This is a genomic window from Kocuria sp., assembly GCF_030536815.1.
GTDB classification, from domain to species: domain Bacteria; phylum Actinomycetota; class Actinomycetes; order Actinomycetales; family Micrococcaceae; genus Kocuria; species Kocuria gwangalliensis.
This window is the reverse complement of sequence record NZ_JAUNPE010000188.1, coordinates 1-3717: the sequence shown is the minus strand read 5'-3', so window position 1 is coordinate 3717 and position 3717 is coordinate 1. Positions and strand designations below refer to the sequence as shown.

General features: G+C 59.2%; 4 protein-coding genes and 1 pseudogene. 4 read left to right on the top strand and 1 reads right to left on the bottom strand.

The window, feature by feature from the left end; translation table 11 throughout:
* From Q4E95_RS11825 to Q4E95_RS11810, 4 genes are all read left to right on the top strand, one after another.
* The coding region (locus Q4E95_RS11825; protein ID WP_303383493.1) for a 3-hydroxyacyl-CoA dehydrogenase family protein at nucleotides 1–419 on the top strand (419 nt) is incomplete at its 5' end.
* A 312-nt stretch (nucleotides 420–731) separates the two neighbouring features.
* The gene (locus Q4E95_RS11820; protein ID WP_095796188.1) at nucleotides 732–1517 is read left to right on the top strand and encodes a hypothetical protein; all 786 of its coding nucleotides are present in this window, start codon (nucleotides 732–734) and stop codon (nucleotides 1515–1517) included.
* 223 nt (nucleotides 1518–1740) lie between these two features.
* Nucleotides 1741–2271, top strand: coding sequence for a helix-turn-helix domain-containing protein (locus Q4E95_RS11815; protein WP_303383492.1), 531 nt, complete (start codon nucleotides 1741–1743; stop codon nucleotides 2269–2271).
* Nucleotides 2268–3545: a type II toxin-antitoxin system HipA family toxin gene (locus Q4E95_RS11810; protein WP_095796186.1), complete on the top strand. Its 1278-nt coding sequence runs from the start codon at nucleotides 2268–2270 to the stop codon at nucleotides 3543–3545. Before Q4E95_RS11815 ends, Q4E95_RS11810 begins: the two co-directional genes overlap by 4 nt.
* A 27-nt stretch (nucleotides 3546–3572) precedes the next feature.
* On the opposite strand, the pseudogene Q4E95_RS11805 reads toward Q4E95_RS11810, so the two are convergent.
* Nucleotides 3573–3717: pseudogene (locus tag Q4E95_RS11805) on the bottom strand (S-adenosylmethionine--2-demethylmenaquinone methyltransferase); the annotation flags it as partial.

Here is a 3717-nt window from a genome sequence, read left to right as displayed (position 1 = left end):
CGGTCCCGGCCTCCAAGCTCGTGGAGATCGTGATCGGCCAGCAGACCAGCGATGAGCTGCAGAAGCTGACCCTCGAGTGGGTCGCCGGCATCGGCAAGACCCCGGTCACCGTGAATGACGCCCCCGGTTTCGCTTCCTCCCGCCTGGGCGTAGCGCTGGGCCTCGAGGCTATTCGCATGGTCGAAGAGGGTGTGGCCTCCGCCGAGGACATCGACAACGCCATGGTGCTCGGCTACAAGCACCCCATGGGCCCACTCGCGCTCACGGACATCGTGGGTCTGGACGTGCGCTTGGGCATCGCGGAGTACCTCGAATCCAAGCTCGGCCCCCGCTTCGCACCGCCGCAGCTCATGCGCGACATGGTTGAGCGCGGCGAGCTGGGCAAGAAATCCGGCAAGGGTTTCTACGACTACTCGTAGCCTCGTCTCGGGTTCTCCGGCATAGCTGGATTCCCGCCCGACGACGCCGCTCGGCCCGCCCCACGGGCACATCGCACCATCCCCGGTGGATAGTTCATACATGAACTATCCACCGGGGCTTTTCGTTTGCATTGGTTAATAGTTAGCTGCTGCTGTCAGCCGCGCGGGGAAGCGGATTCCCCCGCTCGACACGGCAGCCCGAGGGGCTGAGCAGCGGATCACGATTCCGTCACGACGTATTGCATTCGCAAATCACCCCGGGAAGTGTGGGTTGTGACCTGAACGGCAACCACCTCCAAGGAGGTCAGGATCATGAACAAGAAAGCTACTGCCATCACCGCAACTGCTCTCTCCATCCCGCTGCTGGTGGGCTGCGGCCAGGCCGATACCGAGGCCACCGCGAGCCCCGCAGCGGACAGCGCGGAAGGAACCACCAGCCCCGCGGCTCAGACCGCTCACGGTTCTGGCACCGAGGAGCCCGCACAGGGCACCGAATCTGCGACACCCGGCGCAGACCCGGCTTCAACCGCAACCGGTGAGCAATCCGACGGCGCAGAACAGCTGCCCGCAGTAGCCGATCCTTGTGCCGGCCAGTGCACTGAAACCGGACGCATCCCCGTGGAGCACCCCAAGTTCGGTGCCATGGAGGTCGTGACCTATCACGAGGTCACGAGCCCCGAGGGCGCTGCGCCCAGCACCGGTCTGGCTTCATACGCTCTGTACCAGAACGGTCAGCCCGTGGGTTACGTGGGATCGGAAGACAGCAGCCCCGTGGTGTCCTTCGGCACTTCCCCCTCCCTGGGTGGCCAGAAGTGGGAGCTCAACAACGGCTCCAACGTGGACAAGTACGGCAATGTGTACCTCTCCTATGACAAGGGTGTGACCGTGTTGACGCCCACCGATCAGGGCTACGACTCCAACGGCACCATGCCCCCGGGTGAGGGTGCAGTAAAGACCCCGTTCTCCAATGCTGATCTGAAAATCAGTGAGGACGGAGAACCCACTGTGATTCAGAAGACCCTGGAGGGCGAAGGCCGGGAGACCGGGGAAACCGTGAACTACGTCTGGGACGGCCAGGCTCTGGTTCCCGAACAGTAAATGTGCTGAGCGGCAGCTCGCTCCCCCGAATAAGACTGCGGCCCCACTTCACACGAAGCGGGGCCGCAGTCCTGATTTTGGCTGGGGAGCAGCCGTCAAAAATCAACTGCATGGACATTGGATAATGTGACAGCACCTTCACACTACAGAATGTGACGATACGTGCACCCCTCCAGAAGTGACGGTATGTACACAAATAATCATGTGATGGTACGTTCACATCATGGGGAACCGAGCTATCACAACAGGACGCCAACTAGGCGCAGCAATCCACGACGCTCGCACCCGTGCCGGACTGACTCAGGCCTCGCTGGCAACAAGCGCCGGAGTCTCCCGCAAGTGGCTGATCGGCCTCGAACAAGGGGCACGGACGGGAGCCGAGCTAAGCAAAGTGCTCGCGGTCTTGCGAGCCCTAGATCTCTCCATCCAGCTAATCGAGCAGCCAGAGCAAGACGAGGCAGGACCACCACAAGCTAAGGCCTCCACCCCGGGCACCGTATCTGCGCAAAAGATCAGAGACTCAACCACATCTGAAGCTCGAAAAGCATTGAACATCATGCGTCAATATTCGGCGCCGTCACGCACCACACTCGACGTCGTGCGGCAAGCTGCCCAGGTTCGGCCTGAGCTCCTCGAAACCATGCGCCAAGCCGCCCAGCTCCCACCCGAGCTCCTCGAAACCATCCGCCAAGCGACCAAGATCACCGGCAACACACTCCCTGACGATCATCCGAAGCAGGATGATGCAGGATGAAAGAATTGCTTGTGCTGCTCCATGGAGAAGTAGTCGGTGTTCTGATTCAAAGCCCGCAAGGGAACCGAACGTTCCAATACCTCAAAGACTCGGACCCCGCCTTAGAGGTCTCCGTGGCATTGCCGTACCGCCTGGCCCCATACCCGAGACGGGCGACTGACGCGTTCATTGAGGGTCTTCTGCCAGAAGGAGAAGGCGTAAGGGAGGCTCTAGCCCACAATTTCGGTATCTCTTCTGGAAATCCGTTCGCGCTCCTGGAACACATTGGATTGGAGTGCGCAGGTGCTATCCAGTTTGCACGCCCAGATGAACTGGATTCAGCTCGGCAAAGTAAAGGTAACTTGATTCCGTGCACAGAACGCGAGGTTGGTGAGCGCCTACGCGCACTAATCTCTCAGCCCAAGGGGTCCTGGCTTGTTGACAGAGAACGCTGGTCGTTAGCAGGAGCACAATCGAAGTTTGCCTTGCGCTGGGACGACGGGTGGTTCGAAGCAACGGGGGCGGAGCCAACCACTCACATTTTTAAACCTGGCATTCATGATTTTCGAGACCAAGCGCTCAATGAGCATCTTTCGCTCCGAACACTCTCGAAAGTTGGGCTCACGGTTGCCAACTCAAGGTATATGCAATTCGACGGCACAAATGCCATTGTTGTGGAACGCTACGACCGGATGACAATCGATGGCAGAGTGCTTCGCATCCATCAAGAAGACTTCTGTCAGGCAACATCGACCCTACCGACCAAGAAATACGAAGCTCAACAGGGTCCAAGCGCACTGTCAATTGTCCGAACCCTACGCCGGGCGGGTGCAGAGGAAAGCGAGGTCCTGCGGTTCATCGAAGGGTTGATAGGGAACTATCTAATCGGTGCGCCAGATGCGCACGCAAAGAACTATTCGATAATTCTTGCACCGGATGTAGTGGCCCTTGCCCCGCTATACGACGTAGCCTCTGGCTTACCTTACGAGTACAAGAATGAAAACGGATTCCCCGATAAAAAGGACGGGCTACGAAACGCTGCCATGGCCATAGGCGGTGAGCGGCGGTTCGGACGAGTTGCACACAGACACTGGGCCAAATTCGCCGCAGAAGCCAAAGTTGATGGGCAATGGCTCCTGGCAACTGTGCGGGTGCTCGCAATGATGATTCCTGATGCTCTAGAAGAAGTCATCTCCGAAGAACGTCATGCGGTTACCGGCAGTCAACTGCCTGATCGACTACTTCCAACGGTCAGGTCACTGTGTGAAACTACGATCACCCTTCTCGATCGCTAGCTCCACGACTGAGGCCTGAGTCTCAGATCACCGCTCCACGAGGATCCCGTCCTCATCAGCCCACACGGTCTTGCCGGGGCGGAAGGTCACCCCACCGAAGTTCACGATGACATCCGTCTCGCCCGAGTCATTGGGCTCTGATTTCCGCGGGTTGGTGCCCAGCGCCTTGACG